Below are 18,856 nucleotides of genomic sequence, written 5' to 3' on the forward strand. Positions count from 1 at the left end.
TCTAACGTTCAGATTTTAGTCAACTTTTGCGCGCTGTGCCTGCGCGTGCGAGAATCGCGCCGTTCACGGCTACCCCCGGCAGGCTGCAATTACCGCAACCGCGCCAAGCCGCCCTCTATTGTAGTCAATTTCAGAGAGACCGCCCACATGACCGCCCAGATTCTTGATGGCAAAACCCTGGCCCAGCAGTTTGAACAGGAGATGCGCCTGCGCGTCGACGCCCTGAAAGCCAAGGCCGACGGCCGCACGCCGATTCTTGCCACCATTCTGGTGGGTGCCGACCCGGCATCTGCCACCTATGTAAAGATGAAAGGCAACGCCTGCCAGCGTGTCGGAATGGAATCTGTCGCCATTGAGCTGGGCGACGACACCAGCACCGAACAATTGCTGGCAAAAATTGACGAACTCAACAACAACCCGGATGTACACGGCATTCTGCTGCAACATCCGGTGCCGGCACAGATTGATGAACGCGCCTGTTTCGACGCCATCAGCCTTGAAAAGGATGTGGACGGCGTCACCTGCCTGGGCTTTGGCCGCATGAGCATGGGCGAGGCCGCCTACGGCTGCGCCACCCCCAAGGGCATCATGCGGTTGCTGGAGCATTACCAGGTGGAGCTGGAGGGCAAGCACGCCGTTGTGGTGGGCCGCAGCGCCATTCTCGGCAAACCCATGGCCATGATGCTGCTGGAGGCCAATGCCACGGTCACCATCTGCCACAGCCGCACCCAGGATCTGCCAGCCCTGGTCAAACAGGCTGACATCGTTGTCGGCGCCGTGGGCAAGCCGGAGTTCATCAAGGCAGACTGGATCAAGGATGGCGCTGTGGTCGTCGATGCCGGCTTCCACCCGGAAAAATGTGGTGACATCGAACTGGCCCCGCTGGTGGACAGGGTGAGCGCCTATACCCCGGTGCCCGGTGGCGTCGGCCCCATGACCATCAACACCCTGATTTTCCAGACCCTGCAGTCCGGCGAAAAAGCACTGGGCTAACCAACCAAGCCGAAAGCCGCGTTCATTATGGTCGCGGCTTTTGGGTCGCCACTACTGCCTAATTCGCGCCTCTAACGGTTCCGCCACTACAACACTAACAGGCGCCCGGCCCTACTGGCGATCGCGTTCCGCAAATGTAATCTCCCACAAAAAAGCCGCACCCAAACCTTAGGCGCGGCCTCTTTGCTTTCTGTCAACAACACGCGACATCTCGCAGCTATTAACTCTTCACTGTTAATTATTAACTCTCTTTGGGCCAGGACTCACGCAGACCGACGGTCTGATTGAACACCAGCTTGTCAGCGCTGCTGCTCTGATCCACGCAGAAGTAGCCCTCACGCTCGAACTGGTAGCGGGTTTCGGCCAGAACCCCACGCAGACCCGGCTCTACCCAGCAACCATCCAGTACACTCAAGGAATCCGGATTGATGTGAGACAGGAATGTCTGCCCTTCTTCTGTCTTGTTGGGGTTCGCGGCGGTGAACAGGCGGTCGTACAGGCGTACCTCGCAGGGCTCGCCTTTGCTGGCGCTGACCCAGTGAATCACCCCACGCAGTTTGCCCTGGTCATCCGCATTTTCCGGGTTCTTGCCCAGGGTGTCCGGGTCATAGGTACAGCGCACTTCCACAATCTCGCCACTGTCATCACGCACCACATCGGTGGCACGGACCACATAGCCATAGCGCAGGCGAACCCGATCACCCAGCACCAGGCGCTTGAACTTCTTGTTGGCCTCTTCGCGAAAATCTTCCCGGTCAATATAGATCTCCCGGGTCATGGGTACCTGGCGGGTTCCCATGGTCTCGTTCTGTGGATGCACCGGGGCGGTCAGGGATTCCTCCTTGCCCTCTTCCCAGTTTTCGATGACGACTTTTAAGGGATTCAGCACACACATGGCGCGGGGGGCATGCTGATTCAGATCATCGCGGATGGCGGCTTCCAGCATCCCCATATCCACCACGGAATCCGCCCGGCTGACGCCCACGGATTCACAGAAAGTCCGCAATGAGGCCGGTGTATAGCCACGGCGGCGCAGGCCACAGATGGTCGGCATACGCGGGTCGTTCCAGCCTTCCACATGCCCCTCATCCACCAGCTGCTTGAGCTTGCGCTTGCTGGTCACCGTGTAATTCAGGTTGAGGCGAGCAAACTCATACTGTCGCGGGCTCGCCGGCACGGAGGTGTGCTCGATGACCCAGTCATAGAAGGGCCGGTGCTCTTCGAACTCCAGGGTACAGAGGCTGTGAGTGATCCCTTCAATGGCATCGGACAACGGATGGGTAAAATCGTACATGGGGTAGATCACCCACTTGTCACCGGTCTGATGATGCACTTTCTTGCGAATCCGATAGAGAATCGGGTCGCGCAACGTCAGGTTGGCGCTCTGCATGTCGATTTTGGCACGCAGTACCGCCGCCCCCTCGTCCAGCTCACCGCTGCGCATCTGCTCGAACAGGGCCAGATTCTCTTCCACGCTGCGCTCGCGATAGGGGCTTGGCTTGCCTGGCGTGGTGAAATTACCGCGGTACTCCGCGATCTGCTCCGGACTCAGGCTATCCACGTAGGCCACCCCCTTGTGGATCAGCTCCACAGCCAGCTCATAAAGCCGGTCGAAATAGTCGCTGGCAAACTTCTCCTGACCATTCCAGGTGAACCCAAGCCACTGCACATCCTGCTTGATCGACTGGATGTACTCATCCTCTTCCTTCTCGGGATTGGTATCATCGAAGCGCAGATTGCAACTGCCGTTATAGCTTTCGGCAATCCCGAAGTTCAGGCAGATAGACTTGGCATGACCAATATGCAGGTACCCATTGGGTTCCGGTGGAAAACGGGTCACCACCTGGCCGTCGTTTTTACCTTCTGCGAGGTCACGGTCGATGATCTGTCTGATAAAATTGCTGGGCGCTTTCGTTTCGCTCATGGGTCTTGGCCAGTCCGGAAGGCAGAGAGCCTGAATATGGGCAGGCTCTCACGGTGAAAATGAAGGTGCGCTAGTGTACTGTACGCCCCCCAACAGTCAAAGACTCAGGGCCAGCCCGGGAACAAAAACCCCAACCAGGCCCATCTTGCGGAGAAAACCTGATGAAAGTGGTGCTGACAACAACCTACGGCAAAATCACCCTGCAACTGGACGCAGAGAAAGCGCCGATTACGACCGAGAACTTTGCTCAATACGTCAAGGATGGCCACTTCGACGGCACCATCTTCCACCGTGTTATCAGCAACTTCATGATCCAGGGCGGCGGCTTCAACGAAGATATGCAACAGAAGCCCACCCGTGACACCATCCAGAACGAGGCCGGCAATGGCCTGTCCAACAAGGCCGGCACCATCGCCATGGCGCGTACCCCGGACCCCCATTCCGCTTCCGCCCAGTTCTTCATCAACGTGGCCGACAACCACTTCCTGGACAAGGAACGCAGCCAGGACGGCTGGGGTTATGCGGTCTTTGGTGCGGTCAGTGACGGCATGGACGTGGTGGAAAAAATCCGCAATGTAGCCACCGGTAACAGCGGCGGCCACCAGGATGTGCCGGTGGAGCCGGTACTGATCGAATCCGCTGAACTGATCGAGGACTGAGCCCATGCGCGTTCTGGTCACTGCCCTGCTCGCCCTGTTACCGACCCTGCTGTTCGCCAACCCGCAGGTTCGTCTGGAAACCTCTGCCGGCCCGGTCACCGTGGAACTCTACGAAGACAAGGCCCCGCAGACCGTCGCCAACTTCCTCAAGTATGTGGATGACGGCTTCTACGACGGCACCCAGTTCCACCGGGTGATTCGCGGTTTCATGATCCAGGGCGGCGGCTTTGACCAGAGCGGGCAGCGCAAGGCCACCCGCTCACCGATCCAGAATGAAGCGGACAACGGTCTGAGCAATGAGCGTGGCACCCTGGCCATGGCCCGCACCGGCAACCCGCACTCGGCCACCGCCCAGTTCTTCATCAATCTGGTCGACAATGACAACCTGGACTTTTCAGGCAAGAATGCCCGTGGCTGGGGATATGCCGTCTTTGGCAAGGTCACAGACGGCATGGCGGTGGTGGACAACATTGCCCGTGAACGCACTACCAGCCAGCGCCTCAACGGCATGTTGGCGCGGGACGTGCCGCAAGTGCCCATTCTGATTACCCGAGCCTACCGCCTGGATTCAGCCGGCGAAGAAGAAAAAGGCGCACAGTGACCATGAGCTACACCCTGTTTATTTCCGACCTGCATCTGGACCCGGCCCGACCGGAACATCTCCAAGCCCTGGGCAAGCTGCTCGAAGCCCACGCCGGTAAGGCAGAGGCGCTCTACGTACTGGGCGACTTGTTCGAAGCCTGGATCGGCGACGACGATGACACCCCGTTCAATCAGGAGGCGATCAGCGCCTTCCGCAGCTTCAGCGACAACGGCAGCCAGCTCTACTTCATGCACGGCAACCGGGACTTCATGCTCGGTGACGATTTCGCTGCCGCCTGTGGCGGTACTTTACTTGACGAAGGTACCGTGGTGGATCTGTATGGCACCCACGCCCTGCTGATGCACGGCGACAGCCTTTGCACCCTGGACACGGCCTACCAGCAGTTTCGCACCATGGCCCGTAACCCCCAGTGGCAACAGGGGATGCTCGCCAAGCCCCTGGAGGAACGCCGCATGATCGCCCAGGGCATGCGCATGCAAAGCCAGGGCAACAACGCCAACAAGGCGGAAAACATCATGGACGTGACCCCGGATGAAGTAGTCCGAGTCATGGAAGACGCCGGCGTCAAACACTTGATCCACGGCCATACCCACCGCCCCAACGTCCACGACGTGGAGCTGGCCGACGGCCAGGGTAAACGCTGGGTGTTGGGTGATTGGGGCAAGCTGGGGTGGCAGATTGTGGCGGACAGTGAGAAGGGCTTAAGACTGGAAAGCTTTGAAATCAGTTAACAGTGAACAGCGCGCGTTAAGCGTGCTTCTGATTTTCAAAGGCATCAGGCCGCGCCCATAAGATGAGCGCGGCCTCGTTGTTTAAGGGTACAGACAATCTCTGCTCGCGCAGCTGTTAACTATTAACGATTCACTGTTAACTGCTGTGGTACTCCCGAATGAAACCGAAACTCCGAATCCGGCGACTCCACCAGCTCCCGTTCCACTTCCTTGAAGAAATCCACCCGCTCCCCGATCGGCTCGCCGGCATATTGTTCGGCCAGGGTCAGGTAATCCTCGAAGTGCCGTGATTCGCTTTTCAGCAGGTAGCGGTAGTAGCGGCCCAGTTCCTCATCTACGTGGGGAGCCAGCGCAGCAAAGCGCTCGCAGCTTCTCGCTTCAATCAGGGCACCGACAATCAGGGTGTCGATGAGCCGCCCGGGTTCGCTGGTGCGCACATGCTGGCGCAGGCCCTTGGCATAGCGGGCCGGCGTCATGTGGTCATAGGTGACGCCGCGCTGGCGCATGATCTGCAGCACTTGCTCAAAATGCAGCAACTCCTCACGAGCAAGCTGGCTCAGGGCGTCCAGCAATTCCGGTCGGTCCACATAGCGGAACATGAGATTCAGGGCTGTGCTCGCGGCCTTCTTCTCGCAATGGGCATGGTCAATCAGCAAGGTGTCCGGGTGCTGCAGCGCCCAGTCGATCCAGGCTGGCGGAGTGGCGCAGGGCAGAAATGCTTGGATGTGGGAAATATCGTGCATGGCGTCCTCAGGGTCGGCGCGCATTATAGCGGTACATAATCACTCCGGACACCGACTGGTATCGTCTGTTTTGACTTTTAAGCCTCAAGCGTCTGGCATCCAGCGTCCAGCGTCCTATACTCTCCCGCCATGGGCCGACGAACCAATCCGACAATTCAACGCATCAAAGGTGTAGCCGCAGTCACCACGCTGCGACTGATCGCCTGTCTTCCATATGCTGTGAACCGCTGCATAGCCAGCCTGTTCGGAGCACTGCTGGCGCGACTCCCCAGCGAGGCCCAGCGCGTGTCCCGAATCAATTTGGCCCTGTGCTACCCCCATCTGGATGAAACACAACGACACCATCTGGCCCGTCAGTCCCTTCTTGAAAGCGCCCGCAACACCTTCGAGATTGCTCTTTTCTGGCGACACCCTGAGCAAGGACTGAAACGGATCGTGGCAGTGGATGGCGACGCCCCCCTCCGCCAGGCTGTCATGGAGGGTAAACCAGTGATGATTCTGGCTCCCCATCTGGGGTGCTGGGAGGTACTCAATTTCTGGTTGGCCACCGAATTCGGGCTGCATGCCATGTTTGCCCCCTCGGGACTGCCGGAAGTGGATGATCTGATACGTTCCGGCCGCGAACACTTTGGGTCCACCATGTACCCGACTACTGCACGAGGGGTGGCCGGTCTGGTGCGCGCCATGAAGAAAGGTGCGCTTACTGCCATCCTGCCCGATCAGGTGCCGGATCGCCGCAGTGGCCGGCACGCTCCCTTTTATGGCCAGCCCACGTACACGGGCACACTGGCCTGCAAGCTGATCCGTCAGACCGGCGCGGTGACCTTCATGGCCTGGGCTCGCCGACTCCCTGAGGGTCATGGTTTCGAAATTCGCGTGCGCCAGGCGGACCCTCAAGTCGCCGATGAAGATCTGGATACCGCCCTCCAGGCCATGAACCGCTCCATCGCAGGACTGATCGACGAAGAGCCCGCCCAGTACCTGTGGAGCTACAAACGCTTCAGACGACCGCCCGCTGGCCACAAAGCCCCCTACTGACCACGCCTTCAGTGATTGCGAGTATTCATCACATGAATGGCTGTAACCACGGTTTGGCTTAACAGTTGATGGCATTTCGGCTATACTCCGCGCGCAATTCCAACCCCCAGTAACACCCTAAAAGACTGATTTCCAAAAGAAATCAGCCAATTCGAGTAAAGAGGGAAACGCTGTGCTAGAAGCCTATCGCAAACATGTTGAAGAGCGCGCCGCTGACGGTGTGCCGCCCAAGCCGTTGAACGAGCAGCAAGTTGCCGAGCTGGTCGAACTACTGAAAACCCCGCCGGCCGGCGAAGAAGAATTCATTCAGGACCTGTTCGTTAACCGCGTACCGCCGGGCGTGGACCAGGCCGCCTACGTGAAGGCCGCCTTCCTGACCGCGATTGTTAACGGTGAAGCCAGCTCTCCCCTGATCGACCGTAAACGTGCCGTACAGCTGCTGGGCACCATGCAGGGTGGCTATAATGTGGCCACGCTGGTTTCAGCGCTGGATGATGCCGAACTGGCAGAAATCGCTGCTGACGAACTCAAGCACACCCTGCTTGTCTTCGATGCTTTCCACGATGTGGAAGACAAGATGAAAGCCGGCAACGCCAAGGCCAAGGAAGTCATTGAGTCCTGGGCTGAAGGCGAGTGGTTCACCAATCGCGCAGACCTGGCAGAGAAAATGTCTCTGACCGTCTTCAAGGTAACCGGCGAAACCAACACCGATGACCTGTCCCCGGCCCAGGACGCCTGGAGCCGCCCGGATATCCCGCTGCACGGCAACGCCATGCTGAAGAATGCCCGTGAAGGCATTCACCCGGAAAAAGACGGCGAAATCGGCCCGCTCAAGCAAATGGAAGAACTGAAGGCCAAAGGCCTCCCCGTTGCCTACGTGGGCGACGTTGTGGGTACCGGTTCCTCCCGTAAGTCCGCCACCAACTCCGTGCTGTGGCACTTTGGTGACGACATTCCGTTCGTACCGAACAAGCGCGCCGGCGGCGTCTGCATCGGTGGCAAGATCGCGCCCATCTTCTTCAACACCATGGAAGACTCCGGCGCCCTGCCCTTCGAGTGCGATGTTTCCAAAATGGAAACCGGTGACCAGATCGACGTTTACCCGTTCGCTGGCAAGGTAGAAAAGAACGGCGAAGTGATTGCCGAATTCGACCTACGCTCCCAGGTACTGCTGGACGAAGTTCGCGCTGGCGGCCGTATCAACCTGATCATCGGCCGCGGCCTGACCACAAAGGCTCGCGAAGCCCTGGGTCTGGCACCTTCCGAACTGTTCCGCAAGCCGGAACAACCGGGCGACTCCAACAAGGGCTTCACCCTGGCACAGAAGATGGTCGGCAAGGCCTGCGGCCTGGACGGCGTTCGCCCCGGCATGTACTGCGAGCCGAAGATGACCACCGTGGGTTCCCAGGACACCACTGGCCCGATGACCCGTGATGAACTGAAAGATCTCGCTTGCCTGGGTTTCCAGGCAGACCTGGTGATGCAGTCTTTCTGTCACACCGCTGCTTACCCCAAGCCGGTTGACGTGGAAACCCAGCACACCCTGCCCGACTTCATCATGAACCGTGGCGGTGTCTCCCTGCGTCCGGGCGACGGCATCATCCACTCCTGGCTGAACCGCATGCTGCTGCCAGACACTGTCGGCACCGGTGGTGACTCCCATACCCGTTTCCCCATGGGCATCTCCTTCCCCGCGGGCTCTGGCCTGGTAGCCTTTGCTGCCGCTACCGGCGTTATGCCGCTGGACATGCCGGAATCGGTTCTGGTTCGCTTCAAGGGCAAACGCCAGCCGGGCATCACCCTGCGTGACCTGGTACACGCGATTCCACTGCAGGCCATCAAAGACGGCCACCTGACCGTTGCCAAAGCCGGCAAGGTCAACGTGTTCTCCGGTCGCGTCCTGGAAATCGAAGGTCTCGACGACCTGACCGTCGAGCAGGCATTCGAGCTGTCCGATGCATCCGCCGAGCGTTCCGCTGCCGGCTGTACCATCACCCTGTCGGAAGACAGCGTGACCGAGTACCTGAAGTCCAACATCACCATGCTCAAGTGGATGATCTCCAATGGCTACGGCGATGCCCGCACCATTGAGCGTCGTATCCAGGGCATGGAAGAGTGGCTGGCCAACCCGAGCCTGATGCGTGCCGACGCCGATGCCGAGTACCACACCGTCATCGAAATCGACATGGACCAGATCAACGAACCGGTACTGTGCTGCCCGAACGACCCGGACGATGCCAAGACCCTGTCCGACGTGGCTGGCGCCAAGATCGACGAAGTGTTCATCGGTTCCTGCATGACCAACATCGGTCACTTCCGTGCCGCCGGTAAACTGCTGCAGAAAGTGGAAAGCGGCACCATGCCGACCCGTCTGTGGATCGCTCCGCCGACCAAGATGGATCAACACCAGCTCACCGAAGAAGGCTACTACAACATCTTCGGCAGTGCCGGTGCGCGCACCGAGATGCCGGGCTGCTCCCTGTGCATGGGGAACCAGGCTCGCATCGCGCCGAAGTCCACTGCGGTATCCACCTCCACCCGTAACTTCCCGAACCGTCTGGGTCAGGGTGCGGATGTGTACCTGGCATCGGCTGAGCTGGCGTCTGTGGCGTCTATCCTCGGCAAGCTGCCCACCACCGAAGAGTATATGGAATACGCGAACACCATCGATTCCATGTCCTCCGAGATCTACCGCTACCTGAACTTCGACCAGATGGCGGAGTACCAGGACGTGGCAGATACCGTGAAGATCCCGGTTGCTCAATCTGTTTAAGATTGACTGATCGCTTCACGAACCAAAAACGCCCGGCTCATGCCGGGCGTTTTTGGTTGTGGCGGAAGCGTTAACGATACTCAAGCTCGTTACTGGCCAGCATTGAGGCGGCGCTTGGTTAGCACCGTAGCCTCTGCCGCAAGAGGGTCTTCTGGCCAGGGATGTTTGGGGTACCGGCCACGCAAGTCCTTGCGAACCGCCTGGTAGTTTTCTCGCCAGAACCGTTCCAGGTTATCGGTAATCGCTGCCGGCCGTCCTGCCGGGGTCAACAGATGGGCACTGATAGCCAGCCTGCCCTCAGCAATGACCGGTAGTTGGGAGAGCCCGAACAGCTCCTGAAGCTTGGCGGCCAGCACCACCGTATCCCCCGTGTAATCGAGTTGCACCCGCCGCCCGGTGGGAATGGCGACAGTCTCAGGCATACAGCGTTGCAGACGCTTGTGCTGGTCTGCCGTCAGCAACACATTGAGGGCGTCACGCACTGCTACCTTCTGCAGGTCCTGCAACGTGCGCATGCCGACCAGAAACGGCGCCAGCCAGCTTTCCAGATTTTCAAGCAAGGCCGCATCACTGACATCCGGCCAGCCGTCTTCGTCCACAGCCGCCAGTTTTTTCACCCTCGCCTGCCACTGCCGCCTGCCCTCAGACAAAGGCAACAGCTTCAAACCCTCCGCACGCAACCCCTCCAGCAGACCCTCAATCTGTTGATCCGCGCTCAACGATTCCATGGGCTGGCTCTGCAGGACAATGGCGCCCAGGCTATGTTGGCGCCAACCGGTTACCCGCTGGCGCTCTCTATCCCAGCCAATCTTCTCATGCCACTGTCCCTGCTGTGCCATGACTGCTTGCAGATCTGCCTCTTCCAGCGGCATGGCGAGTCGGATGCGGGCATCCCGGGGCTGGCCATCCGTGTCCAGAATCAACAGCCATTGTGTGCCAGCCAGACTGTCTCCCGGTGGCAGCTGTACACCGGGGCCATCCATCATCTGGTATCGATTGCCCTGCGCCTGACGCAGGCGAGCCACCTGTCGTGGGTAGACCCGGGCCAGCAGTTCACCCAGACCATTCCGCCAGTCAGTGCTATCGCGCGGTTTGCCTGGCACTAGTCGCTGCGCTTCAGCCAGTAGCAGTCTGTGACGGTCAGGGTTGGTTTCCAGTGCCCGCAGGCGACGACGTAAATCCACGCCCTGACCATTGAGGATGCCCCGCTCGGACAACAAGGCAGCGACTCGCGCGGCGGCCACCGGCAGACCCTGCTCTCTGCCTGCCAGTATCAGCATGGCCAGTGCCGGCTCGATTCCCAGGCGGGCGATGGCTGCACCATGCTCTGTCAGTCCGCCATGCACATCCAGCGCCCCACCATCGCGAAGCCTGGCCACCGCGCTCTGCCAGGCCGGCGCTGGCGGTTGGTCCAGCCAGTGCATCTGCTGCGGCTCTCGGCATCCCCAGCGGGCCAGATCGAGCACCAGCTGATCCAGCGCTACTCGGGCTATTTCCGGCTTCTGATGACTGGCCATGACCTCGGACTCGGACCATAACCGCAGACAGCAACCGGGCCCTAATCGCCCCGCCCGCCCGCTGCGCTGGCGGGCGCTGGCCTCACTGATCCGACGCGTTACCAACCGGCTACGGTGGCGGGCCGGATCATAGGCCGGTTCCCGGGCCAGGCCACTATCAATCACGTGGGTGACCCCCTCGATGGTGAGACTGGTTTCCGCCACATTGGTGGTCAGCACAATCAGGGCATCGCCGTTTCTGGCTGACTCCAGCACCTGCTGTTGCTGGGCCAGCGGCAGACCTCCATGCAACTCGGCAATCGGCAAGCTGAGTCCGGATTCAGACAGACCCCGAGCCACCCGCTGGATATCCCCTCGGCCGGGCAGAAACACCAGTACCACCTGGGCATCACCGACCACAGAGCGAATTTGCTGGACGCAGTGATCACGCCAATCCTGACGGGGGGCCGGCGGTCGATAGATCACATCGACCGGAAAACTGCGCCCTTCACTGCGAATCACCGGAGCATCCAGCAGGGTCACCAGCGGTCCGCAATCAAGGGTGGCGGACATTACCAGCAGCCCCAGATCAGGCCGGAATGCCTCGCGGATTTCCCTGACCAGCGCCAATCCCAGATCCGCATTCAGGGAGCGTTCATGGAACTCATCAAAGATTACCAGTGTGATGCCCTGCAACTCCGGATCACTCAATGCCATGCGTGTTAGCACCCCTTCAGTGACCACTTCCAACCGGGTAGCGGCACTAACACGGGTATCCGTGCGAGTCCGGTAACCAACGGTTTGCCCGACTGGCTCGCCAAGCTGGGAGGCCATAAAGCTGGCCACGGAACGGGCCGCCACCCTACGTGGCTCCAACATCAGAATACGGCCCTGGCCAGAGCCGAAACTGTCCAGCAGCCGTAGCGGCACCCGGGTGGATTTTCCGGCGCCGGGCGGCGCTTCCAGAATCGCACAGCCCACATCCAGCAAGGCGTCACGCAATGGCACGACAACATCATCAACGGGAAATTCTTTCTGCATTTGTTCTGTCCATTGCTCCGGCAGAGTGACGGTAGTCACTCTTGGTCATGCTGATCTGGCAATACCGCTGGTGATAGAGGGTACCTATGCTATATTCTGAACATCACCAACTAAGAATTAATAACTACTCGATATAGTGATTTATGATGAACGACTTGGGGATTCCTGAGCACCTCATCTGGAAACTGAATGACTTTGACAACCACCAACGGGCAGTCAATTTTATCAAACAGTTCCAAGATACGCTGTGCGTCTACAGTGCGCCGGTGGAACAGCTCTATACAAACTACGATATTTCCATACCGCCGGACGATGATCGCTCGCTGGTGATTCTGCCCAACCCTTATGCCTACCACGATACGTTTAACAATATCGGGGAACATAGCGTACACCCCACCGGCATGCATATTTTGCCCGGCGAGTTTTTCAACAAAGAGGGGCTTTTTCTGACCCTTCGACTGCTCAAGGGCAATGAAAAGGTCATCAAGCCGGTGCCTCTGAAAGTGGGTTTATGGGCGCTGATGAAAAAGGAAACCGAGGAGGTACCGTTTCTCCCCGTCATCACCAAAGGAGACCTGCGGGCCTTCCGTAAGGACTCTCCCTCGCTTCACTTGCACAGGATCCAGCCATCCAAGCTGTCAGACCGCTCACCCATGGAGGTCAAGGCAATCCAGCGGGTCATTCGCGAAAAGCTGAAGGTGTATATGTAGAGGCAGTGAATAATTAATAGTGAATAGTTTACAACCGGGAAGAGCCACCAAGGCCAAACAGGCTGTTTCCCCGGCTTTGTAGGCGTGAGCCGTCGCCTCAGTCCGACGCTGAGTAACAGTGGTCCAATGCCAAAATGTAGTATTCGAGCCCTTTGGCCGCTGCTTTGAAAGCCCTCTCTCGGCTTGCTTCATCAGCACAGGTGAGCTTGATCAACTCCATGGCCTCATGGGGATGCGCATCATCGTAGGAGGCGTGGGCCCGCAACCAGGCCATGGAATGGCGGTTGATGGTGGCCACTCCATTTTCCTGGTAGGCCTGCATGCCCTTGACCACACTCTGGCTCCATTCCCCGGTGGCCCATTCAATGGCCAGATTGGTAGCGGCCAATCCCTCCTCCAGGCTGGCCTGTCGGCCCATATGCCAGAGGTAATGATTGACCGCGTCCATGGCTGCCGGCGGTGCGACGAACTCAAGCTCTTGCAGGGTGATGCCAAAGCCCATGGCCCAGTCCTGGTACCAGTAGGCATGACGCTGTTCGACCTTGATATTGCTGATCAACCAATTCTTGCTTTCTTCGTGCCCCGGGTAACGGCCCGGCTGGGTCTTGGCCAGATTCAGGCCCATGTATTTGGGGAAATTCTCAACCAACGGGTAGAAATTCAGCAAGGCACTGCGAAAACGAGGCAGGCTGAGTGTCCCGGCCCCCATTTCCACAAACACCGGATGCTCTACCACCCGGTTTTTCAACGGTACCAGATCGTCCCAGAAGGCCTGTGCCCAGGGGCTGTGGTCAGTGAGTTCGAGCCCTTTCTTGTAATTTGCGGCGCGCATTTGTCGTTCTCCATAACAACCGGTTATCGCAGCTCGTGGCCGGTGGGCCATGATCTAGTGATAGCACACTAGTCCAATAATTTGTATAAGCGATTTCTCAGGCTGCGTAAATGGCGCTTTTGCTGTTTATCCGGCGGTGAAAGCGGATCATAGTGGAGCTTCTGATAGTATTTAGCCCAGTTCTCGGCAGCAACCGCCGCCTGGGGCCACTGTTCACTGATCGCCTGACACAGTTGCATGGGAGTAAGACCCGCCACCAGAGGCCGCCCCCGTTCACTGGCACGCTGATGCAGCCGCCAGTATTCCCGTTCCATCAGGGTCAGCTTTTCATTCCCGGTCTGCCACAATAGAAAAAAAGCATAGAACCCCATCAAAATGGCAACGGCGATGATAAGGGCAATGGCAATGCGCGCTGGCGTAACGGCTCCGAGCAGGCTTTCTAGAAAATCGGACTGAAAGGCTCTATCGTAGCCCAGCACCCAGGTCTGCCAGCGGAAATCAACGTAGTCGATCCATTGGCTTACTTTCGCGAATAACCCGCCATCCGAGAAGCGCCGCAAGCCCAAATCAGCCAGCAAATCTCTGCCGTCTTCGCTGTTCTCAAGGGCTTCTCTGAGTCCAAGCTCAATACGATCAGGAGCAACCGCGCCGGTGGGATCAACACGGGTCCATCCCTCCCCTTCCAGCCAGATTTCACTCCAAGCATGGGCATCATACTGGCGCACTAAAAAATGAGTACCCATATCATTCTGCTCACCACCCTGATACCCCACCACAACCCTGGCCGGCACACCGGCCGCACGCATCAGGAAGGTAAAGCTAGAAGCATAGTGCTCGCAGAAACCCCGCCGGGTCCGAAACAGAAAGTCATCCACCGGATCCGCTGTGAGCCGGGGCGGGCGCAAGGTGTAATGAAAGGGCTGATCGCGAAAATATCGTAACGCCCGTTGGGAAATATCGCGGGCTGAACTGCTTTCCTTACGCCATTGGTGCGCCAAACCACGGGCTTTTTTCCCCGCGTTTTGCGGTAATGACAGCATTAATTGCCGTTCTTGCGGCGTCAGACCGATAACTTCATTGATAGCTGGAACACTTTCCACCCGATAGGCCAAGCGCTGGGATACTGGTTGATTGGCCACCAAACGCATATCCTTGGCCAGTGCCATATCACCATCCAGCGGGAAGGGAACAGCCAGACTGAACAGCCATCGTCGCTGAGAGGGTTCGGCAATTACCTCGTAAAGATAACGTTCTTGCTCGTAAGAGCGGCGACTCTCAAGCTTTCGGTACCAGTCCGGTTTTTCGGTTCCTCGTCGGTACAGATATTCCGATTCCAACTGCCCCTTAGGTACTGCCTGCTGCCAGGTACGCCCGTCATAGTGGCTCAGTGTCAGCCCCCGCCAATAGCGCTGGGCCCGAGGCGGCACATCACCCTGAAAGTCCACCCGAAAAGCTAGCTCTGCGGATTCTGACAACTCGCTAATCTGGCCCGGCGACATACTGTCGCTCATGCCAGTCCTTGCCTTGTCCCCCCCTACCTGCATATTCCACAGCGGCGCCACACGAGGCACCAACAGGAACAACACCATCATCAGGGGGATGCTCTGCAAGGTAATCACCAACGCTCGCTTGCCATGCAGAAAGCCACTGGCACGGGTATCACTGTGATTAATCCCCACCAGACAGGAAGTAAGGACCGTCATGCAAAGGACCACATAGAGAAACATTCCTGGTGTCTGGGAAAACAGCAGCGCCGTTCCACAAACGAAATACCCCAGAACAATCACTACATAGGCATCGCGTTGCTGCACCACTTCCAGATACTTGAGCGCAAACAGGCTGACGAGCAAGGCAACGCCTGCTTCAGGGCCGTACAATCTACCAAAGCTATAAAAGGTCAGCGCAACAGCGCCAATCAACAGCAACGAACGAACCATGCGACCCGGCAACGTCAGACGCTGCTGCTCCACCAACCAGCGAATCAGAATCACCAGCACCAATAACCCGGCCTGCCAGAGAGGTCCTTTGACCAGTTGCGGTATGGAGCACAGCAAGACCGCCAGAGCGAGCCAGAGTCGGGTATGGGACGGAACCTGATAAATGCGCGCCATGAAGAACCTCAAAAATCCGGATAACTGGCCAGGGCGTCCAGCAGCCGCCAGCGATGCACGTCACCGGTATCCGGCGCAAGTGTCAGGCCCGGCAACTTCAAACCATAGGGTTGACGCTGTGGATCCAGTTGCAAAATCCAGTAGCTCAGCACTGACAGACGCTGCTCCTCGCCAAGCCCCTGCAAACGATCCCAACGCAACCAAAGGCGGCCACCCACCGGCTCTTCGAACTGCTTGGTATTCAGCCCGCGGCCCCGTGCATAACCTTTCCAGTCTACCCGGCGAAGGGAGTCCCCGGGGATGTAGCTGCGCAGTCCCTGAAATTCGTCATTCCCTGACTGGCCACTACTGAACGCCTGCTGATTTTCCTTACCGCCATCTGCCGGGCAATCCAGGCTTTCCTCAGGTCGCGGCCAGGCTAGGCAATAATGATCCAGCGATACATAGGACCAGGTACGCAGCAGCCCGAGCGGAAAACGGCTTTCCACCTTGAGACGTGGCGCCATCACCCTGCCCCGCTTTGCCAGAGGCAGGTTCAGCCACAAACTTTCTTCTTCGCCTCGGCGGATGCTGATCTGCTGATCGTCCTGGCCACGCCAGCGTAGCCAGACGCAATGATGCTCTCGTCGCTGGGCAAACAATACGATTTCCAGCGCCCCTTCTTCTCCGGCAAAACCGGATTCGCTGCCACCGTTACGTATACCCAGAGCAGACAGATTCCGGAAGGTATGCAGAATTGCCACCATAAACAGGCTGGCGAGCAGGAAGGACAAGGCCAGGATCAGGTTATTTTCATAATTGATGCCACCGATGAACAACAACGCCGCGACCAGCAGATAAAAGAAACCGTAACCGGTGGGGAAGATAAAGATGCGTCGTTGATCCAGCACGATCTGTCTGGCCGGCGGCAAACGCCGGGCCAGCCAGCGTTCGTAAAGGTTTCGTATCGGCGCCGGCAGCTGCATGGGCTAGCGGCGGATGACGGGTACGGACTGCAGCAGGGACTGGGTAATGGCCGCCACACTCCCCCCCTGACGAGCACTGAGACGGTGCTCCGCCACGGATGGCCATACCGCTTGCACATCTTCCGGCAGCACATAATCCCGGCCACTGACCAGGGCCCATGCCCGGGCTGCCTTTAGCAAACCCAGCCCGGCACGGGGAGAGAGGCCAGCAACGAAACGATCATCAGAACGAGTGGCATCCAGCAAACGCTGTACATAGTCCAGCAGCTCATGGCTGGCGCGGACCTTGCCCACTACCCGTGACAATTTGATCAGTCCTTCACTGTTAATCACAGCCTGCAGTTCGCGAACCTGCTCGCGCAGGTCGCCACCGGCCAGCAACTGCAACTCCACTTCCGGAGCTGGGTAACCCAGAGAAATCCGCATCAGAAAACGGTCAAGCTGGGATTCAGGCAACACAAACGTGCCCGCCTGGTCCACCGGGTTCTGGGTGGCGACAACAAAGAACGGTTGAGGCAAGGGACGGGTTACCCCATCCAGGGTCACCTGTCGCTCTTCCATGGCTTCCAGCAAAGCGCTCTGGGTTTTCGGTGTGGCCCGGTTGATCTCATCGGCCAGCAGCAACTGGGTGAACACCGGCCCTTCGCGAAGGGAGAATTGCTGGGTGTTGGGGTCGAATACGGAGACGCCGAGAATATCCGCCGGCAACATGTCACTGGTGAATTGCACTCGCCGGTACTCAAGCTTGAACACCCTGGCCAGGGCATGAGCAAGGGTGGTTTTGCCCATGCCGGGCAGGTCTTCGATAAGCAGATGGCCATTGGCCAGCATGCAGGTAAGCGCGAGCTTCAGTTGTTCTTCTTTGCCCAGTACCACACGGCCCACCTGGGCCAGGGCTTTATCCAGTGCCTGCATGGTTCCCCTTTCAAACGCAACAGGCTGCACGCTTCACGCGGCATGCCAAAGCGTTTTCTGTTCACAGGTTGCTATGTATGCAACGTCTCGTTTTATGCGCTACCGAGCGCCTGTAACCCGCGGCTCAAATCTGCCTTGAGATCCTTGACCGATTCCAGGCCAATGGCCAGACGGATAAGGTTTTCGGTAACCCCGGCCCGTTGTTTTTCTTCCTCTTTCACGCGCCCATGGGTGGTTGACGCCGGATGCGTAATCGTCGTTTTAACATCCCCCAGGTTTGCGGTAATGGAAATCAGTCGGGTGGCATCAATAAAGCGCCAGGCTGCCTGTCTATCCCGGTTACCCGCGGCATCTTCTACTTCAATGGACATGACCGCACCGTAACCGGACTGCTGCTTACCGGCCAGTGCATGCTGGGGATGATTCTTAAGACCCGCATAGTGCACCCGCACGATGCCCGGCTGGCTTTCCAGCCACTCGGCCAACGCCTGAGTGCGCGCACTCTGTGCTTCCATTCGCAACGACAGTGTTTCCAACCCCTTCAGGAATACCCAGGCGTTGAATGGGCTCATGCAGGCACCCGCGGAGCGGACAAAACCCAGCACTTCTTCCATTTCCGTTTTACGCCCGACCACCGCGCCACCAAGACAGCGACCCTGACCATCCAGGTATTTGGTGGCACTGTGAATAATGATATCCGCGCCCAGCTCCAGCGGTTTCTGCAAGGCCGGTGTGCAGAAACAGTTATCCACCACCAGCAAGGCACCGTTGTCATGGGCCAGTTTGGCCAAGGCACGTATATCACCAATTTCCGATAGCGGATTGGACGGCGTTTCCAGATACAAGATACGGGTTTCCGGGCGGATTGCCGCTTCCCAGTCCTTCAGGTCGCTAAGGTCCACCAGCGACGTCTCGATGCCGAATTTGGACAGATATTTGTCAAATACCACATTGGTGGTACCGAACACACTGCGGGAGCTGACGATATGATCGCCTGGTGCCAACAAGGAAAAGAAAGTGCCACTGATGGCGGCCATACCGGAGGCAAAGGCCACACAGGCCTCCCCTCCTTCCAGCGCAGCCAGGCGCTGTTCAAAAGCACGTACGGTCGGGTTGGTGAAACGGGAATAGATATTGCCCGGTTCCTGCCCGCCAAATCGCGCTGCCGCCTGGGCGGCGCTTTCATAGACAAAACTGGAGGTCAGGAAAATCGGATCCGAGTGCGCCATCTCGTCCGTACGCAACTGTGCAGTGCGGATTGCCAGCGTTTCCACATCGAGTTGTGTCGGATCAAGATCGTTCATTGATAGCCTCAATTTTC

At 58.4% G+C, this 18,856-nt stretch carries 15 protein-coding genes; 7 read left to right on the top strand and 8 right to left on the bottom strand.

The window, feature by feature from the left end; genetic code table 11:
* Positions 1–147: 147 nt before the first annotated feature.
* Positions 148–993, top strand: a complete 846-nt coding sequence (gene folD / locus Q0Y02_RS02980) for a bifunctional methylenetetrahydrofolate dehydrogenase/methenyltetrahydrofolate cyclohydrolase FolD (protein WP_297764199.1) — start codon at positions 148–150, stop codon at positions 991–993.
* Between the two features lie 241 nt (positions 994–1,234).
* Here folD and Q0Y02_RS02985 read toward each other — a convergent pair whose 3' ends face one another.
* Positions 1,235–2,917, bottom strand: a complete 1,683-nt coding sequence (locus Q0Y02_RS02985) for a glutamine--tRNA ligase/YqeY domain fusion protein (protein ID WP_297764202.1) — start codon at positions 2,915–2,917, stop codon at positions 1,235–1,237.
* 161 nt (positions 2,918–3,078) lie between these two features.
* Between Q0Y02_RS02985 and Q0Y02_RS02990 the strand changes: the two genes are divergently transcribed.
* From Q0Y02_RS02990 to Q0Y02_RS03000, 3 genes are read left to right on the top strand one after another with little or no spacing between them, the layout of a single operon-like run.
* Complete coding sequence (locus Q0Y02_RS02990) at positions 3,079–3,576, top strand: peptidylprolyl isomerase (protein WP_297764205.1); 498 nt, start codon at positions 3,079–3,081, stop codon at positions 3,574–3,576.
* A 4-nt stretch (positions 3,577–3,580) separates the two neighbouring features.
* A complete protein-coding gene (locus tag Q0Y02_RS02995; RefSeq protein ID WP_297764208.1) occupies positions 3,581–4,177 on the top strand; it encodes a peptidylprolyl isomerase in 597 nt (198 codons plus the stop codon).
* A 2-nt stretch (positions 4,178–4,179) separates the two neighbouring features.
* Positions 4,180–4,911 (top strand): UDP-2,3-diacylglucosamine diphosphatase, encoded by a 732-nt coding sequence (locus tag Q0Y02_RS03000; RefSeq protein WP_297764210.1) that lies wholly within the window; start codon positions 4,180–4,182, stop codon positions 4,909–4,911.
* A gap of 122 nt (positions 4,912–5,033) precedes the next feature.
* On the opposite strand, the gene Q0Y02_RS03005 is transcribed toward Q0Y02_RS03000, so the two are convergent.
* Complete coding sequence (locus Q0Y02_RS03005) at positions 5,034–5,654, bottom strand: tRNA-(ms[2]io[6]A)-hydroxylase (RefSeq protein ID WP_297764213.1); 621 nt, start codon at positions 5,652–5,654, stop codon at positions 5,034–5,036.
* Positions 5,655–5,783: 129 nt separating this feature from the next.
* Between Q0Y02_RS03005 and Q0Y02_RS03010 the strand changes: the two genes are divergently transcribed.
* The gene (locus Q0Y02_RS03010) at positions 5,784–6,692 is read left to right on the top strand and encodes a lysophospholipid acyltransferase family protein (RefSeq protein ID WP_297764216.1); all 909 of its coding nucleotides are present in this window, start codon (positions 5,784–5,786) and stop codon (positions 6,690–6,692) included.
* Between the two features lie 172 nt (positions 6,693–6,864).
* Positions 6,865–9,465, top strand: coding sequence for a bifunctional aconitate hydratase 2/2-methylisocitrate dehydratase (gene acnB / locus Q0Y02_RS03015; protein ID WP_297764219.1), 2,601 nt, complete (start codon positions 6,865–6,867; stop codon positions 9,463–9,465).
* 89 nt (positions 9,466–9,554) lie between these two features.
* On the opposite strand, the gene hrpB is transcribed toward acnB, so the two are convergent.
* Positions 9,555–12,041, bottom strand: a complete 2,487-nt coding sequence (gene hrpB, locus Q0Y02_RS03020) for an ATP-dependent helicase HrpB (protein WP_297764222.1) — start codon at positions 12,039–12,041, stop codon at positions 9,555–9,557.
* A 104-nt stretch (positions 12,042–12,145) separates the two neighbouring features.
* Between hrpB and Q0Y02_RS03025 the strand changes: the two genes are divergently transcribed.
* The gene (locus Q0Y02_RS03025; RefSeq protein WP_297764225.1) at positions 12,146–12,712 is read left to right on the top strand and encodes a hypothetical protein; all 567 of its coding nucleotides are present in this window, start codon (positions 12,146–12,148) and stop codon (positions 12,710–12,712) included.
* Between the two features lie 97 nt (positions 12,713–12,809).
* On the opposite strand, the gene Q0Y02_RS03030 is transcribed toward Q0Y02_RS03025, so the two are convergent.
* The 5 genes from Q0Y02_RS03030 to Q0Y02_RS03050 all read right to left on the bottom strand — a co-directional run bounded on the left by Q0Y02_RS03030 (position 12,810) and on the right by Q0Y02_RS03050 (position 18,839).
* Positions 12,810–13,544, bottom strand: a complete 735-nt coding sequence (locus Q0Y02_RS03030; RefSeq protein ID WP_297764228.1) for an iron-containing redox enzyme family protein — start codon at positions 13,542–13,544, stop codon at positions 12,810–12,812.
* Positions 13,545–13,612: 68 nt separating this feature from the next.
* On the bottom strand, positions 13,613–15,655 hold the full coding sequence (locus Q0Y02_RS03035) for a DUF3488 and transglutaminase-like domain-containing protein (protein WP_297764232.1): 2,043 nt from the start codon (positions 15,653–15,655) through the stop codon (positions 13,613–13,615).
* A gap of 8 nt (positions 15,656–15,663) precedes the next feature.
* Positions 15,664–16,620, bottom strand: a complete 957-nt coding sequence (locus tag Q0Y02_RS03040; RefSeq protein ID WP_297764235.1) for a DUF58 domain-containing protein — start codon at positions 16,618–16,620, stop codon at positions 15,664–15,666.
* Positions 16,621–16,623: 3 nt separating this feature from the next.
* Positions 16,624–17,535, bottom strand: coding sequence for a MoxR family ATPase (locus tag Q0Y02_RS03045; RefSeq protein ID WP_297764238.1), 912 nt, complete (start codon positions 17,533–17,535; stop codon positions 16,624–16,626).
* A 92-nt stretch (positions 17,536–17,627) separates the two neighbouring features.
* Positions 17,628–18,839, bottom strand: coding sequence for an O-succinylhomoserine sulfhydrylase (locus Q0Y02_RS03050; protein ID WP_297764242.1), 1,212 nt, complete (start codon positions 18,837–18,839; stop codon positions 17,628–17,630).
* Between the last annotated feature and the right edge of the window lie 17 nt (positions 18,840–18,856).

The organism is uncultured Alcanivorax sp. (genome assembly GCF_947258575.1).
Taxonomy (GTDB): Bacteria; Pseudomonadota; Gammaproteobacteria; order Pseudomonadales; family Alcanivoracaceae; genus Alcanivorax.

Coding starts and splice junctions, on each gene's coding strand:
- Q0Y02_RS03050 (WP_297764242.1), bottom strand. CDS start 18,839: ATGAACGATCTTGATCCGACACAACTCGATGTGGAAACGCTGGCAATC.
- Q0Y02_RS03010 (WP_297764216.1), top strand. CDS start 5,784: ATGGGCCGACGAACCAATCCGACAATTCAACGCATCAAAGGTGTAGCC.
- folD (WP_297764199.1), top strand. CDS start 148: ATGACCGCCCAGATTCTTGATGGCAAAACCCTGGCCCAGCAGTTTGAA.
- Q0Y02_RS03000 (WP_297764210.1), top strand. CDS start 4,180: ATGAGCTACACCCTGTTTATTTCCGACCTGCATCTGGACCCGGCCCGA.
- Q0Y02_RS03045 (WP_297764238.1), bottom strand. CDS start 17,535: ATGCAGGCACTGGATAAAGCCCTGGCCCAGGTGGGCCGTGTGGTACTG.
- Q0Y02_RS02990 (WP_297764205.1), top strand. CDS start 3,079: ATGAAAGTGGTGCTGACAACAACCTACGGCAAAATCACCCTGCAACTG.
- Q0Y02_RS03025 (WP_297764225.1), top strand. CDS start 12,146: ATGATGAACGACTTGGGGATTCCTGAGCACCTCATCTGGAAACTGAAT.
- Q0Y02_RS03040 (WP_297764235.1), bottom strand. CDS start 16,620: ATGCAGCTGCCGGCGCCGATACGAAACCTTTACGAACGCTGGCTGGCC.
- Q0Y02_RS03030 (WP_297764228.1), bottom strand. CDS start 13,544: ATGCGCGCCGCAAATTACAAGAAAGGGCTCGAACTCACTGACCACAGC.
- Q0Y02_RS02995 (WP_297764208.1), top strand. CDS start 3,581: ATGCGCGTTCTGGTCACTGCCCTGCTCGCCCTGTTACCGACCCTGCTG.
- Q0Y02_RS02985 (WP_297764202.1), bottom strand. CDS start 2,917: ATGAGCGAAACGAAAGCGCCCAGCAATTTTATCAGACAGATCATCGAC.
- Q0Y02_RS03035 (WP_297764232.1), bottom strand. CDS start 15,655: ATGGCGCGCATTTATCAGGTTCCGTCCCATACCCGACTCTGGCTCGCT.
- Q0Y02_RS03005 (WP_297764213.1), bottom strand. CDS start 5,654: ATGCACGATATTTCCCACATCCAAGCATTTCTGCCCTGCGCCACTCCG.